General features: G+C 34.9%; 17 protein-coding genes. 13 read left to right on the forward strand and 4 right to left on the reverse strand.

The genetic code is table 11. The annotated features are described in order from the left end of the window. Window positions 1-60 precede the first annotated feature (60 nt). The 7 genes from NEH74_RS02650 to NEH74_RS02680 all read left to right on the forward strand — a co-directional run bounded on the left by NEH74_RS02650 (window position 61) and on the right by NEH74_RS02680 (window position 7,265). Window positions 61-519 (forward strand): DUF805 domain-containing protein, encoded by a 459-nt coding sequence (locus NEH74_RS02650; RefSeq protein WP_055277090.1) that lies wholly within the window; start codon window positions 61-63, stop codon window positions 517-519. Window positions 520-703: 184 nt separating this feature from the next. Continuing rightward, window positions 704-1,648 carry a glycoside hydrolase family 43 protein gene (locus tag NEH74_RS02655; RefSeq protein WP_055242379.1) on the forward strand — a complete coding sequence of 315 codons (945 nt, stop codon included), beginning with the start codon at window positions 704-706 and terminating at the stop codon, window positions 1,646-1,648. A 602-nt stretch (window positions 1,649-2,250) separates the two neighbouring features. Further along, the gene (locus NEH74_RS02660) at window positions 2,251-3,195 is read left to right on the forward strand and encodes an ABC transporter substrate-binding protein (protein ID WP_055242377.1); all 945 of its coding nucleotides are present in this window, start codon (window positions 2,251-2,253) and stop codon (window positions 3,193-3,195) included. Then, complete coding sequence (locus NEH74_RS02665) at window positions 3,188-4,168, forward strand: FecCD family ABC transporter permease (RefSeq protein ID WP_055242375.1); 981 nt, start codon at window positions 3,188-3,190, stop codon at window positions 4,166-4,168. Before NEH74_RS02660 ends, NEH74_RS02665 begins: the two co-directional genes overlap by 8 nt. A 2-nt stretch (window positions 4,169-4,170) precedes the next feature. Beyond that, a complete protein-coding gene (locus tag NEH74_RS02670) occupies window positions 4,171-5,172 on the forward strand; it encodes a FecCD family ABC transporter permease (protein WP_262941051.1) in 1,002 nt (333 codons plus the stop codon). Between the two features lie 19 nt (window positions 5,173-5,191). Next, complete coding sequence (locus NEH74_RS02675; RefSeq protein WP_212725001.1) at window positions 5,192-5,977, forward strand: ABC transporter ATP-binding protein; 786 nt, start codon at window positions 5,192-5,194, stop codon at window positions 5,975-5,977. Between the two features lie 19 nt (window positions 5,978-5,996). Next, window positions 5,997-7,265, forward strand: coding sequence for an MFS transporter (locus tag NEH74_RS02680; RefSeq protein WP_262941052.1), 1,269 nt, complete (start codon window positions 5,997-5,999; stop codon window positions 7,263-7,265). A gap of 12 nt (window positions 7,266-7,277) precedes the next feature. Here the strand turns inward: NEH74_RS02680 and NEH74_RS02685 are convergent, their stop codons facing one another. Continuing rightward, complete coding sequence (locus NEH74_RS02685) at window positions 7,278-8,291, reverse strand: helix-turn-helix transcriptional regulator (protein ID WP_262941053.1); 1,014 nt, start codon at window positions 8,289-8,291, stop codon at window positions 7,278-7,280. Window positions 8,292-8,683: 392 nt separating this feature from the next. Between NEH74_RS02685 and NEH74_RS02690 the strand changes: the two genes are divergently transcribed. Further along, window positions 8,684-9,004 carry a hypothetical protein gene (locus tag NEH74_RS02690; RefSeq protein ID WP_055306058.1) on the forward strand — a complete coding sequence of 107 codons (321 nt, stop codon included), beginning with the start codon at window positions 8,684-8,686 and terminating at the stop codon, window positions 9,002-9,004. 976 nt (window positions 9,005-9,980) lie between these two features. On the opposite strand, the gene NEH74_RS02695 is transcribed toward NEH74_RS02690, so the two are convergent. Further along, window positions 9,981-10,142, reverse strand: a complete 162-nt coding sequence (locus tag NEH74_RS02695; protein ID WP_070099817.1) for a DUF1540 domain-containing protein — start codon at window positions 10,140-10,142, stop codon at window positions 9,981-9,983. Between the two features lie 172 nt (window positions 10,143-10,314). Between NEH74_RS02695 and NEH74_RS02700 the strand changes: the two genes are divergently transcribed. The 3 genes from NEH74_RS02700 to NEH74_RS02710 all read left to right on the forward strand — a co-directional run bounded on the left by NEH74_RS02700 (window position 10,315) and on the right by NEH74_RS02710 (window position 13,408). Then, window positions 10,315-11,280, forward strand: a complete 966-nt coding sequence (locus tag NEH74_RS02700) for an alpha/beta hydrolase (RefSeq protein ID WP_055242363.1) — start codon at window positions 10,315-10,317, stop codon at window positions 11,278-11,280. Between the two features lie 873 nt (window positions 11,281-12,153). After that, a complete protein-coding gene (locus tag NEH74_RS02705) occupies window positions 12,154-12,354 on the forward strand; it encodes a hypothetical protein (RefSeq protein ID WP_055306057.1) in 201 nt (66 codons plus the stop codon). A gap of 79 nt (window positions 12,355-12,433) precedes the next feature. Further along, on the forward strand, window positions 12,434-13,408 hold the full coding sequence (locus NEH74_RS02710) for an IS30 family transposase (protein ID WP_055305169.1): 975 nt from the start codon (window positions 12,434-12,436) through the stop codon (window positions 13,406-13,408). Between the two features lie 171 nt (window positions 13,409-13,579). On the opposite strand, the gene NEH74_RS02715 is transcribed toward NEH74_RS02710, so the two are convergent. Continuing rightward, window positions 13,580-14,884, reverse strand: a complete 1,305-nt coding sequence (locus NEH74_RS02715) for an MATE family efflux transporter (protein ID WP_238581317.1) — start codon at window positions 14,882-14,884, stop codon at window positions 13,580-13,582. A 127-nt stretch (window positions 14,885-15,011) separates the two neighbouring features. Beyond that, window positions 15,012-15,716: a hypothetical protein gene (locus NEH74_RS02720; RefSeq protein WP_147614392.1), complete on the reverse strand. Its 705-nt coding sequence runs from the start codon at window positions 15,714-15,716 to the stop codon at window positions 15,012-15,014. A 484-nt stretch (window positions 15,717-16,200) separates the two neighbouring features. On the opposite strand from NEH74_RS02720, the gene NEH74_RS02725 reads away from it, so the two are divergent. Both NEH74_RS02725 and NEH74_RS02730 read left to right on the forward strand, forming a co-directional pair. Continuing rightward, a complete protein-coding gene (locus NEH74_RS02725) occupies window positions 16,201-18,117 on the forward strand; it encodes a response regulator (protein ID WP_055306044.1) in 1,917 nt (638 codons plus the stop codon). Window positions 18,118-18,245: 128 nt separating this feature from the next. Beyond that, entirely contained in the window at window positions 18,246-19,352 is a 1,107-nt protein-coding gene (locus tag NEH74_RS02730; protein WP_055306041.1) for a glycosyltransferase family 4 protein, read from the forward strand. Window positions 19,353-19,360 lie beyond the last annotated feature (8 nt).

Genomic DNA, 19,360 nt, shown 5'->3' on the forward strand with positions numbered 1-19,360 from the left:
GATGAAAACATAGAATATATATTGTAGTTAGATTTTAATGTGGTTTTAGGAGGGATTAGGATGACATTTGTAGGGGCTTTTAAGTCATTTTGGAAAAATTATTTTAATTTTAGTGGTCGTGCATCAAGACGTGAGTTTTGGTTTGTTGTTCTTTGGAATGTGATTATTGGTGCCGTTTTAGGATTTGGATTAGGTCTTTCTTTTGTTGGCATGATGGCATCTGCCGTTAGTTATGGGGATGGTTTTTCTGCGAGTACTGTTTTTGTCTCATTGTTTGGAGGTTTGTTAGCTATTTATAGTTTAGCAGCTCTTATCCCGTCATTGAGTTTATCCGTTCGTCGCTATCATGATACGGGATTATCAGGTTGGTGGTTTGTTGGTTTGTATGTGGTTAATCTCGTTATTGAGTGGACAACAAGTGGACTAGTTTGGTCAGTTATTGGCTTATTAGTTAGTATTGTTATGCTGATTATTACGCTTCTTCCAACGAATCACTTTTTAAAACAAGCTGAGGAATAAAAGCATTTAGGAGTTGAAAATTTTTAGAATTAAACTCCTTTTTTTATTTGAAAGTGCTTTTAAAAATAAGGTTATAATGATAATATATGGTTGTATTTGATTAACATGCAAGTGTTGTAAGAGAGGGGACTAAACTTGTAGGCTGATGTGTGATTCATTCGTTAATGAGAGGGGAAAGTGGAAGATGCAAGCGTATTTATTTGTTCATTTTAGAGAAAAGGCGACACCAGATGGTGAGCAAGTTTATTTTGGTTTGAGTAAAGATGGATTCCATTGGGAGGAAGTGAACAATGGGCGCCCTGTTTTGTGGGCTTATTATGGTGATAAGGGCGTTCGCGATTTTACAATTACGCGTCGTAAAGATAATGGAAAGTTTTATATTTTTGCGACAGATTTAAGTTTAGCTTATGGGATGCGCAATCAGTATCATAATTCTTGGTATGAGATTTCGGTTAACGGCAGTAAAAATTTCTCGGTATGGGAATCTGATGACTTAGTGAATTGGTCGGAACAACGTTTAGTGAAACTTGTAGATGAAAATTTCGGATGTCTATGGGCACCAGATATTATTTTTGATTCAGAAAATGAGGATTATGTCATTCATTGGTCTTCGCTACATAAAGATTATTCAAATGGATTCAAAGGGATTTATTATAGTTGTACGAAAGATTTTGAGACTTTCTCAAAACCTGAGGTGTTATATCGTAAAGAGGATAGTGGTGTGATTGATTCTGCTATTTATGAAGATAATGGAACGTACTATATGTTTGTAAAGAGTGAGGACAAACCTGCTAAGAATCTATTGTTAAAGTCAGATCATGCTACAGGACCGTATACGCGCATTAAAGCATTTGATGAGTGTATGGCTGATTTAGCGCCACATGTTTATGAGGCGCCGACGGCTGTACGTTTAGAAAATGGGAAGTGGTGCTTATTCTTAGACTATTACGGTGTTCGTGGAGCGGGACAAGGCTATGTCCCATTTATTTCAGAGAATATTGATGAAGGAAAATTTGTCCGTTCGGATGCGTCATTTAGTTTTCCATATGGATTTAAGCATGGAACAATTTTAACAATTACCATGGAAGAGTATGAGCGGATTAAAAATCATCAGTGGGATCAAGAATAAAAATATATAAGTTGCAACAAATTTTCTATAGTGAAAATTAAGGCCCTATTAGTTGAGGATTAGATTATCTTTGACAATCTTCTAGGTGAATCAAGCCCTAGCAATTGAGGATACATTTTCTTCGAAAATGCCAGGGAACCCAAACCCTATCAGCGGAGGAAAGCTACGAACTTCGTTACGTAGCATAGGTGACCCATTCCCTACTAGCGGCGGATACCTAACTTTCAGTTAGAGTAGGTGACCCAAACCCTATCAGCGGAGGAAAGCTACGAACTTCGTTACGTAGCATAGGTGACCCACTATCAAAGTATTTTAAGAACTAAGTATGAATTGAAATATCTAGATTATTTTTTACTTTATATATAGAAAGGTGTAGGATAATTTCTTACACCTTTTTTTATTGCAGATGAAAGATAACTGGAAGTTAGGACATACTAATAGTAAATTTATTCGTGTAATAAAAGAATAATAATTATATAAGATGATAAAATAATTAAAAAAGGTGAAAAACTTGTCTGCAAGAAGCTTATTTTGTATAATTCTCTTATCAGTTAGCGGGTGCTAACTATAAAGTTTATAAGAAATAAAAAAGGAGCGTTAATATGAAAAAGACAGTTTTATTATTAACTAGTGTTTTTGTTTTAATGTTAGGGCTTGTAGGATGTTCTAGCAGTGATAAAGGTTCAGATGTAAATGTTGAAATGCGTACGGTAACGGATGTAAAAGGTGAAGTTGAAATCCCGGTCAATCCAAAACGTATTGTTGATATTAGTGGAGCAAGTGATATTTTATCTATTTTAGGATATGACGTCATCGGAACAGCAAATAGTGATGGTTATGATTATACGAAATTCCCTACTTATTTAGAAGATGTGTTAGGTGATGCACAAATTTTAGGTTATAGCATGTTAGCTGAAATGGATGTTGAAGCGATTATTGCTTTAGAACCTGATTTAATTGTAATCTCAACGGTTCAAGAGAAAATGTATGATCAATTATCAAAAATTGCACCAGTTGTCATGGTTGAAATGAAGCAAGTAGATTGGAAAGAAGATTTCATGCACGTTGCAAAAGTATTCGGTAAAGAAGAAGCAGCGACAGCATGGATTAATGACTATTTAGCAAAAGCTGAAGAAGTTGGAAAACAAATTAAGGCAACTTATGGAGAAGATAGTTCATATTTATCATTTTTAGCAAGTGCAGGAAGCTTATTTATCTTCGACCAAGCTGGTATTGGATCAATTTTATATAATGATATGGGATTAGCAAAACCAGCTGGGATGCCTCAACAAGAAAATATTAGCTTACCAGTTGTTTCACTTGAAGGGTTAGCAGAAATCGATGCTGATTATATTTTTGCTATCGGAACAGATGAAGATCTAGCAACATTAACAGCAAGCAGTATTTGGAATGGTACGAAAGCTGTGAAAGAAGGAAATGTAGTTACATTACCTGCAAGTCCATACTTTAACCAAGGTTATAGCCCAATTGGACGTTTAGTGTTCGTTGAAGAAGTACAAAATTTATTAGCGAGCATGCATGAATAAGAAATTAGTTTTTCTTGTTACGTCGTGTAGTTTATTCGCAATAATCGGGCTAATTGTTGCGATTTGTGCAGGTGCAAAGAGTATTCCTTTGCAAACTGTATGGGATAGTATCTTTCATTACGAAGATGTTTTAGATATGCAATTAGTTAGAGATGTTCGAATACCAAGAGTTATTTGTACCGCCTTTGTAGGCGGTCTTCTTGGTATTACAGGGGCCATGATGCAAGGTGTCACAAGAAACCCTGTAGCGGAACCATCTTTAATGGGGATTACACAAGGAGCAACGTTTGCGATTGCTTTAGTAGGTGCTAGTTCTAGTTTATATGGGCTACTCGGTAATACGTTAGCAGCTTTTATTGGAGCGTTAGTGAGTGGATTGCTAGTGCTTGGATTTAGTATGAAAAGTGCACGAAATATGAATATGTCGCGCTTACTATTAGCCGGAACGGCATTAAGTACGTTCTTTATTTCAATGGCGACCGTTATCGCATTACTAACGAATAAGTCACAAAATTTAGCGTTTTGGATTTCGGGTGGTTTTCGTGCCACGACATGGGAGAGTGTTCAATTAGTCATCATAGTGGGCGGAATTGCGACAATTATTTCCCTTTTTTTAGCGCCTAAAATTAATATTGTCAACTTAGGTGAAGATGTCTGTATTGGGCTAGGACAAAATCCCGTGCGAATCCGAATGCAGACATTGTTGCTAATTATTCCGATGTGTGCGGTGTGTGTGGCTGTGGCTGGAAATATTGCGTTTGTCGGTTTAATTGTCCCCCATATTGTTCGTAAAATTTTAGGGCAAGATTATCGTGTGATTATGCCGGTGTCTTTTTTATGTGGGGCTACGCTTGTTATTTGGGCAGATGTGCTCGCACGATTAGTGAATCAACCGTATGAAACACCGATTGGATTATTTACGTCATTAGTTGGTGTGCCCTTATTTATTTGGATGGTTAGAAAGGAGAGTTAGGATTGAAAAAACGTTTAATGATCGTCAGTATCATCATGAGTCTTCTTTTGGTTGCTGTCTTTTTACTAGTGGTTAGTTGGGGAAGTTATACGATGTCCATCGGTGAAGTGGTGAGTACTTTATTTGGTGGGGGATCTAAGCTTCAGTCAACGACAATTTTTGATATTCGATTACCTCGAATCTGCGTTGCGATGGTGGTAGCGGTTTGTTTATCGACATCAGGGTGTGTTTTACAAAGTGTGACACGAAATGAGTTAGCTGAACCTGGAATGATTGGAATTAATGCGGGGGCTGCTTTAGCAGTTGTTCTGTTAATTTCTTCAGGGCAAACGACGTATTATAGTACGATTGGAGACGCCTCATTATTCGTGATGCCGATTGTCGCGATTGTGGGTAGTTTGATAAGTGGGCTACTTATTTATCGTTTAAGTTATAAAAAAGGGGTCTCACCCACTCGTTTAATTCTGACAGGAATTGGAGTGAATGTGGGGATTAATGCGTTCATTTCGTTATATCAATTAAATATGGCACAAGGTGATTATAACCAAGTGTTAACGTGGATTAGCGGAAGTTTGTGGGGAAGTAGTTGGAAGTTCTTCTATTTGATTACTCCATTAGCTTTAATTTTCTTGGGATTAACGATTTGGAAATCAAAGATTTTAGACGTATTAGATTTAGGTGATGAAATTGCCATTGGCCTTGGGGTGAAAGTTGAAAAAGAGCGCAAGATTTTATTTATCTATGCGATTACATTGGCCGCTTTAGCAACATCTGTTGCAGGAAATATTGCTTTTCTTGGATTATTAGGGCCACAAGTGGCGAAACGTTTAGTGGGACCGGTTCATAGAAGACAAATACCAATGGCAGCTATCGTTAGCTGTATCATTGTATTATTTGCAGATTCAATTTCAAGAAATGTCTTCTCACCAATTGAAATTCCAGTTGGAATTACAATTGCGATTGTAGGGGTACCGTATTTTATCTATTTAATGCTAAAAGAATAAGAAGTGTCGGAGGAACAAGATGGAAGCTATTAAAGTGACAGACTTAGATGTGGCATATGAACAAAAATATATTATTAAAAATATGAATTTAGAGATTCCTAAAGGAAAAATCACGATGATTATTGGATCGAATGGTTGTGGAAAATCGACGTTATTAAAGACCATTGCTCGTATCATTACACCTAAAAAAGGTGAAATCCAATTAAATGGTGTAAGTATTCAACAACAAGCACCCAAAGAGATTGCTAAGAAAATGGCTGTCTTGCCACAAAGTCCAATTGTTCCCTCAGGTCTTTTAGTGAAAGAATTAGTGTCTTATGGCCGATTCCCTTATCAAAGTGCAATGGGTGGTTTAAAACAAGAAGATGTTGAGATGGTGAATTGGGCGATGAAGGTAACTGGAATTGCTGAATTTGCAGAACGTCCGGTGGATAGCTTATCAGGTGGACAACGTCAGCGTGCTTGGATTGCGATGGCGCTGGCTCAAGATACCGAAATCTTAGTGTTAGATGAGCCGACAACTTATTTAGATATGGCGCATCAATTAGAAATTTTATTGTTATTACAAAAGTTAAATAAAGAAGAAAATCGCACGATTGTCATGGTGTTACATGAACTTAATAATGCGACGAAATTTGCCGATTATTTAGTTGGGGTGAAGGATGGACAGGTCGTGTTTTCTGGTCATCCACTTCATGTGATTACAAAGGATAATTTACGTACATTGTATGGTATTGAAGCAACCTTACAATTAGATGAGAGCAAGCAGTATCCAATCTGTGTGGATTTTAATATTGAGAAGTAAGGGTTAAAAAGGAGACGCTATGTCGAAAAAGTTGTATGATAAAAATTTTAATATCTTAGTATTGGGGCAAATCATTTCTTTATTTGGGAGTTCGATTCAGCGATTTGCTTTATCTTTGTACTTATTAGATTTAACGGGATCAGCGAGTGTTTTTGCGACGATTTTGGCGATTTCAATGATTCCAGTCGTTCTTATTTCACCGATTGCTGGGATGTTAGCGGATCGCGGAGATAAGAAAAAGTTAATGGTCCTTTTAGATGTATTAAGTGCGGTTTTATTAATGGCCTATGCAGGTGTTGTGTTTAATGGCAATGATCATGTATTCATTATTGCAACGGTGATGGTCTTGTTATCAACGATTTCAACGATTTATCAACCAGTTGTCAGCACGTGTATTCCAGTGATTGTCGCAGATGAGAATTTAGTTCGTGCGAATGCGATTATTCAACAAGTTTCGTCATTGAGTAATTTCTTAGGCCCAATTTTTGCCGGGATGTTATATGGATTCTTTGGGATTACCGGGGTTGTTGTGTTGAATATGGTGAGTTTCTTATTCTCTGCGATACTAGAGCTATTCTTAGATATTCCTCATGAGAAAAAAGAGGGAAAAGAAGCCTTTGCTTCGGCTTTTGTTTCAGATATGAAAGAAAGTTATACGTATTTAAGATATAAAAATCCGATTGTGTTCCGTATGCTTTTATTCTCAGGGTTTTATAATTTATTTTTGGTTCCGGTATTCAGTGTCGCAGCGCCTTATTTAATTAAGGTGACATTCGGATTATCGGCTGAAGTTTATGGATTAGCTGAGGGAATGATTGCACTAGGGATGATTCTAGGTGGACTCATTATTACATGGAAGCCAGCGAAGTTTCACATTAAACGCGTGCATCGCTTACTCTATTTAACGTCGATTTCAATGGCAATGATGGGAGTGTCTGTCTTTTTATTCCAAGGTGGTCGTAGTTCAGCGTTAGTTAGTGTGGCATTGTTTACAGTGTTTGGAATAGTAATCATGGGAGTGCTTGGAATTGCTAATGTTTTAAGTGCGACTTATTTATATCAAGCCACTGAAAGTTCAATGTTAGGAAAAATTTTAGCGTTTGGTTCAGCATTTGCTACTTTATGTATCCCACTTGGACAAATTTTATTTGGTGGATTAATTGAAGTCTTAACAGGGCATATTTATTGGTTAATTTACATTGCTGCTATTTTAGTATTCGGTGTAACATTACTTGTTCGTTGGAATGTATTATTAATTAAAGAAGATAATAAAAACCAGTCAGCGTAAGTTGACTGGTTTTTATTTTTTACTATTATTTCGGTATTGAAGTGGGGTACATTCAAAGGTTTGTCGAAACATTTTAATGAAGTTACTCGGATATAGGTAGCCTACTTTTTGGGCAATGTCAGAAATTCTTAAATCAGTTGTACAGAGAAGGTTTGCTGCAACTGACATCCGTAAAGAGGTTGTAAATTCACCAATGGACATATGATAGTAATGGGAAAACCCCGCTTTGAGTTTTTGTGGATGAAGTAGAACCATTTCACTGAGTGTTTCGATTGTCGGTGGATGTTCGATTTGTCGGCTCAAGATGTCATGAGCTTTTTGGATGCTTTGAATATCTTGAGCATTTAAGTGTAGGTAACGATCTGTTCCAATTTGAACTTTTCCATAATCTAATTGATTCGTAAATGTATTATTGGGCGATTCTTCAATTGTTTGAATAATAATAGAAATGCATTGTAGAATATAGCTTTCTAATTGTAGTGGATCGAGTGTATTTTTATTAGAAAGAGTCTGCATCGTTTGAATAATAGAAATAACTTCTAGTGGAAGATAATGATACGTATAGTTTTTAACGAATAAATCAAAGTCAAGTTCTGTTTTTAGTAATGGTTGGATAATATCAGTAAAATAATCCTCATAAATGGTGATTTCGGCTCCGTGAAAATGTTGACCTGTACTCCATATTTGCTTCCCCTTTAATCCTTGTTCAACGACAAAGAATGAGGAAGGTTTGAATGAAGAAACCGGCTCATTATCTAATTGAAATTCTGTCGTTCCTTTATACACGGTACCAAAACGGACGAGACGTTGTGGATTATTAAATTGAATCGAGAAAGGATGATCAATGGTATAATCGGCAATACCAAAATCGTAGTACCCAGGACGTTCATATAATAGAAAATATCCATTTTTAGGCGTATTAGGATCAGTATAAAGTGTACAGTATTTTTCCGAGTTTGGAAGGAATTTCAATTCAGTTAACACTGTTTCTCGGAATTGTTGTGCAGTTTGAACATAGTTATGCATATAGATGACCTCTTGTTGTTGATATAATATATAAATCTAGATAAGTTTTTTTACATCGTAAAAAATAGGCCTAAGCTATGAGCTTAATCTTCAATTAAGCCACGTAGCGTAGGGAACCCAAGCCCTACCAGCGGTAGATACATTTTCTTCGAAAATGGTAGGTGACCCCCACACTATAGGATGCCTTGGTATAAGTGGTTCATCAAATAAGTCTGATGTAGAGGGGTAAGATATATCTCTGTTCCTATAATAGATTAGTTAATAATTAACTTTAAAATGAGATGACGTATATGTAGAAGTATATCACAGATATTAAGAGAAATTTTAAAAATGTAATTCATAGAATATAAATGTTTTGTGTGCTATAATACAGGTGTTAAGGAGGAATGTGGATGGCACTAGGGATCTTATTGATTTTTATGATCAGTTTGTTTGTGGTGACGTTGATATGTGTGGCATTATTATGGATAGCAAAGCGTGAACGCTTTAATCAAGTGATGGTATGGCTTTGTTTTTTAATTAGTTGGTATATTGTATATTTATCCGTTAGTTCATTACCAACTAATTATATTATTTCAAAAATGATTGCATGGCTGATTGGTGGAGTAAGTCTTATTGGAATGGGGTGCTTCTTTAAGAAAAAATTATTACTGGCAAAGATTTTTATCACGTTATCAATTAGTTTAGGGATTATCCAATTATTTTTCTTTTAAATATATATACAAACAGAAATGTATTTTATAATTTTGAATTATTCTTAGTTGCTTAACCGCTTTGAGACGAAAGCTCCCTATAGTCCAGATAAAAGTTTTTGCCATGTGAAAAACTTATCTGGACTTATATATAAGCAGTGACTTTTGTAAATCAGTTAATCATTTATACAGCGGTAGGAAAACTTCACACGAGTGGAGTTTTTTTATCTATATATAAACCGAAAAGTATTTTACATCTAAGGTAGCAAATAAAAAATACTAATCTATTTTACCTATCAAGACATCCTATAGTTCAGCTAAAAATTTTCTCTCAAGAAAATTTATCTGGACTTATATATTCATTGATACAAAATATGCTTAATGGAATAGGATAGAAAAGAAGGTCATTAATGAACAGGTAATAACCCAATAGATTAAACTATAGAAGTGTAGCAATATTTTGAAAAAAACAGTAAAGTAACAAAGAAAGAAGTATAGAAGTTATATAGAAATAAGGATTAGTATTTTTTAAGTCATGTGTGGAAGAATAAAAAGTAAGAGGCATTTTATAATATCTCTTATGATTTGTATTTATTCGTTTTTTATCGAAATATGTATAGAGGGAGATAGTTAAAATTATTGTTTAAGAATATATAATGTAAGAAGTTTGAATCATTTAATAAGAATAGGAAATATTTTTGTGAATTTATTTAACAGTGTATTAAGTAATAACTTTGAACTTGTGCCCTACTAGAGGAGGAAACATTCATCTGTACGTATTTAACAGTGCATCAGGTGATAACTTTGAATTAGCCCCACCAGTGGAAGATTTGCTTCACATTGTTCAGCGGTGGGGGCCCCGCCCCATAGCCTACCAGTGGAGGAAAGCTATGACCTTTTTCTGCGAAAAAGTCACATAGCGTAGGGAACCTATTTCCCAGGAAATTGAAAAGCTAGACCGATGGGTCTAGCTAAAAGATATTAGGAGAGGATGAAGTTATTCAAGTTCAAATGATTGACAATCTGTACATTCGACTTGAGTTGGATTTTTTTCATGTGTTCCAACTTTAATTGTCTCTAGTTTGCAGTAGTGTTTATTTTTATTGTTAAATTTACAACTGCTGACATTACATTTGATACTAGGATTTTTATCTAACATACCAAATCCTCCAGACTTAGAAGTTTGTTGTGTGTCACAACAATTATAGTATACGAAGGATAATGTCGAATATGAGTGTAAAAAGTTAACAATTCAGAAAGTTTGAAGAACAAAATAATATCTGTTATAATGAGAATAAATAATTTGAAGTTAAAAGTAATGAGGTGACGTCATGAAAAAGAAGAAGGTTGTGATTGGATCTGGGATTGCCGCAACGGCAACAGTAGCTGCTTTAGGTGCTGCAACTTGGATTATTGGTGGAATGGTCTATGATGGGACCGTTGGAAAGAAACCATCTGTGAAAGCAGAAGATATGAAAGAGTTTTATTCGACGCGAGAGGATAAAGTGTTAGATACTCTTGCAAATTATGAACATGAGACGGTATTTGTTAAAAGTGAAGTTAATGATTACGAAGTTGAGACACTGAGTATTAAAGCTAACGAGGAAACATCAGATGCGATGATCGTTGTACACGGAATCGGAAGTAATTATCATGAAGTCTTAAATGTTGCTTTTAATTACTTAGAAAATGGTTATAATGTCGTCGTTTATCATCAACGTAATACGGGATTAACAGGTGGGGATAATTATACGTTTGGATTATATGAACGTTTTGACTTAGAAGCTGTTGCACAGTATACTCGTTCACTTTATCGAGATGGAATTATCGGTGTACACGGATTTTCAATGGGAGCTGCAACATCAACCATGCATACCGAGTTAAATGAAGAAGCACGAAATGTTGATTTTTATGTGCTAGATGCGCCATATCATACGATGGAGAGTGCTGTTGAATTAGGAATTATTGCCGAAGATATTCCATTTTTACCAGTCAGTTTTGCTAAATGGGCGGGGAATGTTGTCTTGAAGGTAAAAGAACATTTAACTTATGATGATATTCAGCCTGTTGATGCGGTAAAAAATATTAGTGTTCCTGTTCTTTTAATTCATGGAACAGATGATAAAGTGACGCCTCCTGAAAGTAGTCAGTATATTTATGATGCGATTCCGCATGAAAATAAGAAATTATGGTATATTGAAGGACTGGGTCACTGTGAGGCGGATAGTCTCATAGAGAAAGAATATTTTGACGGAATTTATCAGTTTATTAATACCTATGTGAAGCCAGGAAAATAATCCTGGTTTTTTTATACCAAAATCCAAATTTATATTATGAAAAAATCAGCTATATTAATTTTTTTGTAAATTTTTTTAATAAATATCCAATTTATAGGAATAATATCGAAGGTGACAAATTTGCAAGATTATTGTTACGTATTGAAATAGGAGATTATCGACTGGAGCAGTATTATGAAGACATCAAGAGCAAGGAGATGATACAATGAAACGATTAATAGAAGTTCTTCGAGTGATTGTGTTAGTAGTGATGGCTGGTTATGATGAATATACCTTTAAACTATATAATAAGTAGTTATTTTTGATATCAATAACAATTTTATTGCTTTTATAATTAGGCAGTGTTCATAATGGCTGAATGTAGGGATGTAAAAAATTAATCTGTTTTTAGATAGAAACTGAATAAAGGAGGTTGATCATGAAGGTAATCTTAGAAGTTATAGAAGTGATTATCTGTGTGGTTTTATTCGGATATCAAGAGGAAAAGTCGGAGTGTCAAAAATGCAAGTAGAGATGAAGGGTCCGAATATCGTAAAAATTTGATGATTTAGGCTTTTTTCAAGATAAATCTTTTGAGGTATAAGGGATATAATAAGACGCATAGAAACTAAAAAATATTTCATATTTTTGAAATCAACCTTAGTTCATCAACCAGTTTGAGATTGGAACCTCTGGAGTTTTCGAAGAAAATATATTCTCAACTGGTAGGAGATTTCCTACGCTAGTAGGGGTTATTTTCTACGATATGAAAAACTTATCGGTATGTATATATTTAACGTGCTCAAAAGGAAAGTTTATCTTTTTAGAGGAGTAGCTAGTTATTTGGAATTGAATTAACCGATATTAAGGTATATGAAAATGGAGGTATATACAATGAGATGGTTTAAATGGATGGGGATGTTACTAGGCGTTGGAATATTACTAGGTGCATGTTCATCAAAGAAGTTAAGTGAATCTGATCAGTTATTAGTTGATTACTTAGTTCAAGATTATCAAACATACTTTGATTTTCCGTTAGTCTTGAATGATTTTTCAGCAACAGTCCTGAATTATATAATTAAGTCAGACAACTGATAATCATATTTAATGGTAATAAAAAAGGCATAGATGGTACACTTAATTCATCGCCAAACAAATTAAGGAGTTTTCATCTATGTCTTATCATCATATTAACATAAATCAGCTGACAAATATAGAGGCAAATTATTATTTAGGTATTAATGCTCGTGAATGTGCACGACGTATGAAGATTGGAAAGGATAAAGTTTATAACTATTATCGCTTATTGAAAAAGGGATTCACTGTTGAAGAAATCTATTCTACTTACAAGGAAAATAAAAAGCGTTGCGGAAGAAAAGAAATCACTTTATCTCAGCAGAAAGTACAAGAGATTCATGAGTTATTAGATCAAGGATGGTCATTAGATGCTATTGCGGGGCGTGATAAGCTGATGGGCCATTCAGAAAGAGTCTCAACTAAAACATTATATAAGCTTGTTAAAAATGGAGTCATTGACGCTAAAAAGCTCCGTCGAAAAGGAAAGAATAACCCTAAAAATCATAAAGAAACACGTGGAAGAATCAATGATTGTAAAACCATTCATGAGCGAGATAAGCAGTATCCTAAAGCTTCGATGAATCAAGAATATGGGCACTTTGAAGGGGATACCATTGTCGGTAAGAATCGTCAATCAGCCATTGTCACTTTAGTTGAAAAGAAAAGTAAATATATCGTCCTATTAAAAGCAAGTCGTAAGAGTCAAGATGTCAAAGATGCGACATTAAATTGGCTAAATGAACAAGTTGAAATCGGCATCAAAACAATCACCTTTGATCGAGGAAAAGAGTTTTCTAGATGGAAAGAAATTGAACAAGAAAGCAAGATACCTCTTGAGATTTACTTTAGTGATCCAGGAGCACCAGGACAACGAGGATTGAATGAGAATTCAAATAGTATCGTTAGACAAGACCTACCGAAATCCACGGATTTATCCGTCCATTCACAAAAGAAATTAAATGAAATTGCGATGAAATATAATCGTGTACCCCGAAGATCTTTAAACTATTACACACCAGAAGAAATCATGAAAAAAGCAACTGGATTAGACTCACTCCTTCCAATTGCTTAGTTTGTGATAAATAATGGTCTGATTTAAATTGACAACTCAGGCTTTAAAACGGAACAGGATACTGTCATCAAAGTTTATGTTAATCAAGATTTAAAACAAGTTGTTGGTTTTTTTAAACAGACGGTGAAGATTTATAACAAAAAAACGATTCATCATGAATCGTTTTTTACGTTAAGCCCATTGAATAGCTCTTTCAGTGATGGTCTTCATTTTTGTAAAGATTAAGAAGGATAACATCGTTAATAATTCAGAGATAAAGAGTGCAGCCCAAATTCCATGTAACCCAACTACCGTTGTTAGAATGAATAAAACGATAGGTAAGAAAATGATTGATCGGCAAGCGCATAATAAATTTGAGTATTTTGTCATCTCAATGGCTTGATAATAAATAGTTGTATTCAGGTTAACTCCAACAATAATAAAGGCTGCATTGACGATGTTTAGACCAATATAGGCCATGTCAATAATTGTTGGGTCCTGAGTGAAGACACTGATAATTGGACGACCATAGAACAAACAAATAGCAATAAATACTAAGTTGATGAGATAGTTTGTGATATTGGTCAGACGATAATATTTCATCATCGGTTCTTGTTCTTTTGCACCGAAATGATAGCTGATTAATGGTTGTGCCCCAAAGGCTAATCCAAGTAGGAGTAGATAAATTGGTGTTGTTAAATAGTTGATAATACTGTAAGTCGTAATTCCTGCTTCTCCAACGGTTGTGATTAAGGCAAGATTGGTTAAGTAAATAATGACTGAGAAAGCAGCTTCAGCAAAGAAGGATGGAAATCCAATATTTGAAAATTCTTTGATGATTTTAAAGTCTAATTTAACATTTCCGAATCGAAGTTGTCCTTGGCGACGAATAAAGTGAATTAAAAGAATTGAGACTGTCACTAATTGTCCAAGACCAGTTGCTAGTGCTGCTCCAAATAAGCCAAGCTGTAGCGGGAAGATGAAGAGATAGTCGAGTACGATATTTGTGATTGCTCCTGAAATTGTCGCAATCATGGCTAACTTAGGGTTACCATCGTTTCGGATAAAGCTATTAAGGGCAATTCCAATAATATTAGGAATGCAAAAGATTGAATAGAATCTTAAATAAATTTTAGCACTTTCATATAAATCAGGGGTTGCTCCTAATCCTTTAACAATAGGTCCTGTAAAGAGGAAGCAGATGATGCTAATGAAAAGGCTAAGAATTAATAAAAATTTAAAAACTTGGCGGAACATTACGTTGGCATTTTGGATATTACCACTTCCAAAGTTTTTAGAAATAAGTGCTCCTCCTCCGACGGCGAACATGGTTGCCATACCAAATAACATAATGGTTAGGGGGATTACAACATTGACGGCCGCTAATGCAAGATCTCCGACTCCTTGTCCTACAAAAATACCGTCAATGACTGTATATAAAGATGAAATAAACATGGCTAAAGCCGAGGGAATTGCATAACTTAAAAATTTCTTCATCATTTCTCTCATACCTTTCTATATAAGTTTCTTTTTAGTATACTAAACTATCTGGTAACCGTATAGTCAATATTTTTGTTTAGAATAACTAAAAAAGGACGTCACTTTTTTAATGATGAACGTCCTTTTAAGTTTGATTCATTCCTAATTGTTGTTTAATGGCATCAATTTCAGCTTGTAATACATCAATATCGTTATAGAGATTGTCAAAGTCCGTTTGTTCGGCTTCATTTCGTTGTCGACTTGCAGCCTCATTTTGTCTTGCAGTTTGGAAGAGTTCTTGTTCTACCATATTTCCAAGGGTGACTCCAATATCAACTAAAGCACCACCGACAATTTGTCGTTCAAATACATTAAGTTCAACACCGATAATAATGGCAATAACAGTAACGACTAAAATATATTCGACTGGGTCCAAACTTCCGATAAAGGCAAAGAATTCAGAGTTGGTAAAACCATAGCAATAAGTTGTGGTTTGTTGAGGAGCATAGTCAAAACCAGTTCCATGAGCTATAGCAGCCGAACTTTGGCCACTATTTGCAGCACTACTATTTTGGATGGGGAGCGTATTTAGAAGACGTCCGGAGGTGTCGGATGTTCCATCCATAGTTGTTGCTGATCCTGGGACTTCTTGAAATCTAAGCTCATCGGGATCGAAGTCATCGGGAAGAGGATTGTACTCATTTAGAGGTGGTTCTGTTTTTTTTTCAGTCGAGTTGGAAGGGTTTAAGGTGTCATTGCCGGGATGAATAGAAGGGGATAGAGGAATATCACCAATCATCGATTGCATTTGATCGACTTTTTCTGTTAAGAGTCCAATGAAGTTATGCATGAGCTCATCAGAGCATTCTAGTTGACGTGCTTTTTGTTTGGGTGACTGGGACTGTCTATGAGTGGAGAGTTGTTTTTTTTTCATAGTGTCCTCCTTATATAAACTACTGCTTTTTATAATAGAAAAAAATTAATAGCATACATTTACTGCATCAGGCTTAAAATCATAAAACGTCTTTAACGCAGACCGACGATAGAAGCAGTAAATTTTTTTGCGGTGTACAAAGGTTACTGTTTCTTATATATTCTAGTATATGCATTTAGGTGAAAGTCGGACATTAGCAATATGAACAAAATTGCTAATTTATCTTGCGTTTACACAGAAGGGATTGAATGTTAGGACTAAAAAACATATAATAGGATTGAATATAGTAAAATAAGGTAATTGTAAATATGGTATAAAATTTCCTAATTTAGGGGATATTTATATTGATGAACAGATTTAAGAGAAAGTGGGGTATCTGTTGTAGAACAGAATGGAAGATATGAGAGTGGTGGAGATTGATAGGTTAGAATTTAATTCTCAATTAGAAGTAGAAATTGGATCGAGCAATTGGTATTTACAATTACTTCATTTAGCTTACGGATTCTTTGAATATCGGGTCAGTGAATGTATTTGGTACGTGAGTGATATGATTGAGCAGTTATTAGAATTTGATTCAGAAACTCAAAATTCACAGAGTTTATTTAATAATGAATCCATAAATGAAATCATTGATACTTTTTTATTGAGTCCGGATACTGAGTTAACTCAAGATTTATTAATTCGTCATAAACATAAACCTTGGGAAACACTCGTGCTAAAATGTGAGAAAGTAATTGATAATAAAGGTGAGGTACGTGTTCGAGGACTATTACTCGATTTATCATTTAAGAAAAAACATGATTTGATTGATGGACAACTTCAAAAGTTACAAGCATTAGGGCAGTTGACAAGTGGAGTTAGTCATGATTTTAATAATCAATTAAATGGAATTTTAGGTTATGTGGCATTAATGAAAACAATGACAGAGGATGAAACACTGTTGCGTTATATGGATGGGATAGAACGTTCAGTCCGTCATTCGACAGAGTTAACCCGCCAATTATTAGCCTTTTCACATAAACCGGAAAATAAACGTATGAATCTTGATTTAGTACAGATTGTTAAAGATACGGTCAATATGTTAAAACATACAATCGATCGTCGAATTAAGATTGAACTAAATATTGAGCCAGATGAATATTATGTATTAGGTGATGAATCTCAATTAAATAATGCAATTTTAAATTTATGTATTAATGCACGGGATGCTATTAAAGGCCAAGGTTGCATTGAATTAACGTTGACTCACGATCAACTAGAAGAGATTCCTGGTAATTTATTAAATACGAATATTACGCCCAATGACTACGCTATTTTAAAAATTAGAGATACAGGCTGTGGGATTGATGCTAGCTTAATGTCTAAGATTTTTAAGCCATTCTTTACAACAAAAGATGTAGGGAAAGGAACCGGAATGGGTCTAGCAAGTGTCGTTGAAACACTACGTAATCATAACGGAGCTATTGAGCTTGACTCTGTTGTTGGAAAGGGAACGACGTTTACGCTATATTTGCCAATTAATCATGGAATTGAAGAGTTTGTTAATGAAGAATCCGTGCCACGTGGTGTTGGAAAAATCATGGTTATCGATGATGAGTTATCAAACTTAGAGATTACGGAGGCTTTACTTGAAAGCTTTGGGTATAGTGTCACAGCTTTCTCAGATCCGAAGCGTGCGATTAAGCACTATGCTAAGACATTTAGTCAATATGATTGTATTTTACTAGATGTCATTATGCCAGGTATGAGCGGTGTGGATGTCTTTAAGGCGATTAAGTTAATTAATACTGATGCTAAAGTTATTTTACTAACGGGCGTTAGTCAATGTTTAGAGCTAGATTTTATTTTACGTCATGGCGTTGATGCGTATGTTCCAAAGCCAGTGGATCATTACACGTTATCCAATGGTGTGTATCGCATCTTGAATTGTAAACCATTAGAAGTGAAGCCAATCAAGGCTGAACAATTAATTGAACTAAGTTCGATGTTAAACATTGCTTATGCACTTGAACGTATTGCTGGAAATACACGTTTATATCTACGTATTGCGCATAATTTTAGAAAGCATTTCTATATGGTAGTTGAGCAATTACCACAATTAATTGAGTCGAATATGGATGAAGCTATTCGTACGGTCCATACCATTAAAGGACTAGCCGGTCAATTAGGGGCAGATGAGTTGTATGAGTATAGTCGTGAATTAGAAACAGCTTTAAAAGAAGATGAAGCACATGAGGATATTTTAAGTATTTTTATGGAAGAATTGATGGAAGTAATGGATGAATTGGCTCGTATTGAAGGATGGAAGATAGGATAAATCTACCTTTTTAAAAAGTAGAAATATGGTGAAAAAGCGTGAGAAACTCATGGGATTTTGGCTATAGACTTCTGTTAACTACTTAGATGTGATATAATAACATAAAAATTTAACCGTGAGGTGCCATGATGATTTACTTATTAGTCATAAGTTTATGCTTCATAATAGCGTGTTTAATTACGCCGTATGTGATGAAATTAGCTTATTTTACCAATGCAGTTGATCAACCCAATAAACGTAAAGTCCATAGTCGTATCATGCCGAGAATGGGTGGACTCGCGATTTATATTGCTTTTCTATTGGGTTATATGATTTTTAAAGTGAAAGGATATGCGCTTGATCAAGATGAAATAGCGTTTATTGATGCTTATTTTATTGCTTCTTTTCTCATTGTTGCTACTGGGATGCTTGATGATATGTTTGAATTACCTGCTAAACCAAAGGCTCTCGTTCAGTTAGTTGCAGCTTTGATTATGGTTTTGTATGGTAATTTCATGATAGATAAGATTTATTTACCGTTTTTACCTGTAATTGATTTAGGGTGGATAGGTGGAATTGTAACGGTCATCTGGATTGTTGGTATTACAAATTCTATTAATTTAATTGACGGTTTAGATGGTTTATCTTCAGGAATATCAGCTATTTCATTTGGAACAATGGCCATTTTAGCGTCCTATCAAGGAGAAGCCTTTGTGGCAATGATGTCTTGTTTATTACTCGGTTCAACATTAGGCTTTTTAATTCATAACTTTCATCCAGCAAAAATTTTTATGGGGGATACAGGATCGCTATTTTTAGGCTTCTCTGTATCTGTTTTATCCCTTTTAGGGTATAAGAATGCGGCTTTTGTTTCATTTATTATCCCAATTGTTATGCTATCTGTTCCAATCTTCGATACAATTTGGGCTATCATTCGTCGTATACTAAATGGGCAATCGCCTTTTAAACCTGATCGTGGTCATGTTCATCATCAATTATTAGATCGTAATTTAGGGCATGTGAAAAGCGTACTTGTTTTATATGGAATTGCAGCATTGTTCTCATTCACTGCTATCCTATATACCATGTCATCGAAGTTTTATGGATTAGTGATGTTAGTAATTGCGATACTAGTGGTCGAGCTTGTATTTAATACAACAGGATTATTCCGAGCAAAACCCAAAAAAGGTAAGAAAGAACAAGTTCAAGAACAAAAAGAAGATGATATTTCAACGGGGGAAATATCAGAAAAATAAGAATAGAT

The sequence above is a fragment of the Turicibacter sp. GALT-G1 genome, assembly GCF_025594995.1.
Classification (GTDB): Bacteria; Bacillota_I; Bacilli_A; order MOL361; family Turicibacteraceae; genus Turicibacter; species Turicibacter bilis.